The following is a 1,763-nucleotide window of genomic DNA, read 5'->3' as shown; positions in this document are numbered from 1 at the left end:
GCTGAAGGGCTCGGTCCCTTCGCGCACTGTCGTCCGGCGCATGTCGCGCTTCTCGTGTTCATAGTCGTACTCGCCGCCGCGATGCATGGTGCAGAGATTGTCCCAGATCACCATGTCGCCGACATTCCACTTCACCGAGAAGACATATTGCGGCTGCGTGGCATGCTCGATCAGCCGCTTGATCAGCGCGCGGCCCTCGGCCTTGTCCATCCCTTCGACATCCATCGTATGGGCGGCGATGAACAGCGCCTTGCGGCCCGAACCCTGGTGGGTGTGGACGAGCTTGTGCCTGGCCCGGAAGCGCTCCTCGATTTCCTCGTCGGAAATGTCGGCCCCGGCGAGTTTGCGGCTCCACCACAGCGAATTGATCCCGACCTTGTCTTCGAGGAAGGCCTTCATCTCGTCGTCGAGATCCTCGTAGGCGCTGCGGGTATCGGCGAACCAGGTCTCGCCGCCTTCCTTCGGCACGGCATGGGCCAGCAGGATCGAATAGGAGGTGCGCTTCTCCATGAAAGCGCTGTCGGTGTGCCATAGGCGATCGCCCTTGCGATACTGGATCGCGGCGGGATCCTGGGTGATCTCGCCATGGACGTTGAGGTTGGAGGCGTCGAACAGCTCGGGGAACGGCAGGCGATATTTCATGTCCTCGCGCCGCGGCACGCGTTCGAGATAACCAAAATTGCGGCTGAATGCGACATGCTGTTCGTCGTTGATGCCCGGGTTGCGCCATACTGTGACGCCCCATTTGTCCTGGGTTTCGATGACCTGCTGGACCTCTTCCGGCGTCAGCTTCCGGGTCAGGTCCAGCCCCGAAACCTCGGCGCCGAATCGCGGCAGGATCGGCTTCACTTCGAGCGGCATCGCGCAAACTCCCAAATATCGTTAGCAGGCTAATTACACCGAATCGCGACCGCAATCCAGCCCTGCTGGCATCGCGGCATGGCCCCTAGCATGGAGGCGGCAAATCGACGATAGTCAGCGTTTCGAGAGGAGAATCCGATGTCCGAGCGCACCCGTATCCCGCCCCGTTCGCAATTCGAGGCCGATGTCGGCTTCACCCGCGCGCTGAGGGTGGGCGACCGGATCGTGGTCGCGGGCACGGTGGACGACCGGCCCGAGCCGCCAGCCGACTGCTACGAGCAGGCCGACCGCTGCTACACGCTGATCCGCGAATATATCGAGGAGCTCGGTGGCACGATGGCCGACGTGGTGCGCGTGCGGATGTTCGTGACCGACATCGCCGATGGCGACAAGGCCAGCGCCGCCTTCACCAAGCACCTCAAGGCCACCTGCCCGACCGGGACCCTGGTCGCGATCAGCGCGCTCTACCGCCCCGAAATCCTGATCGAGATCGAGGCCGAGGCGGTGGTAGGCGCGTGAAGCTGGCGATCGCTTCGCTTGCCGCGGTGGCGCTCGCAGGCTGCGCGACCGCGGCAGAGCCCGGCATGGCCGAGCCGCAAGGCGAATGTGTCTCCGAACCGGGCCAGGCCTTCATCGGCAAGGAAGCGAACAGCGAGACCGGGGCGGCGCTGCTCAAGGCGACCGGGGCGGCACGCATCCGCTGGGTCCCGCCACGCACCGCGGTCACGATGGATTTCCAGCCCGACCGGCTGACCGTCCATTACGACGACGCGATGGTGATCGAACGGGTATCCTGCACCTAGTGAGCGATTGGGTCCATCACCACCGGCACGGCGCGGTCGGGCATCTTTCGCTCAACCGGCCTAAGGCCCTGCACGCGCTCAACCTCGAAATGGTCGAGG

The 1,763-nt window shown here is 64.4% G+C and carries 3 protein-coding genes; 2 read left to right on the top strand and 1 reads right to left on the bottom strand.

Going from position 1 to position 1,763, the window contains the following annotated elements; translation table 11 throughout:
- Nucleotides 1-861, bottom strand: an 861-nt coding sequence (locus tag AC16XC_RS10940) for a TauD/TfdA dioxygenase family protein (protein WP_484034692.1), incomplete at its 3' end; no start/stop codon positions are given.
- A gap of 138 nt (nt 862-999) precedes the next feature.
- On the opposite strand from AC16XC_RS10940, the gene AC16XC_RS10935 reads away from it, so the two are divergent.
- The gene (locus AC16XC_RS10935; RefSeq protein ID WP_484034691.1) at nt 1,000-1,380 is read left to right on the top strand and encodes a Rid family hydrolase; all 381 of its coding nucleotides are present in this window, start codon (nt 1,000-1,002) and stop codon (nt 1,378-1,380) included.
- Nucleotides 1,377-1,664 (top strand): I78 family peptidase inhibitor, encoded by a 288-nt coding sequence (locus tag AC16XC_RS10930; protein ID WP_484034690.1) that lies wholly within the window; start codon nt 1,377-1,379, stop codon nt 1,662-1,664. Before AC16XC_RS10935 ends, AC16XC_RS10930 begins: the two co-directional genes overlap by 4 nt.
- The last annotated feature ends 99 nt before the right edge of the window (nt 1,665-1,763 follow it).

It is taken from the genome of Candidatus Andeanibacterium sp. (assembly GCF_057143545.1).
This window is presented reverse-complemented; position numbering and strand designations above follow the sequence as displayed.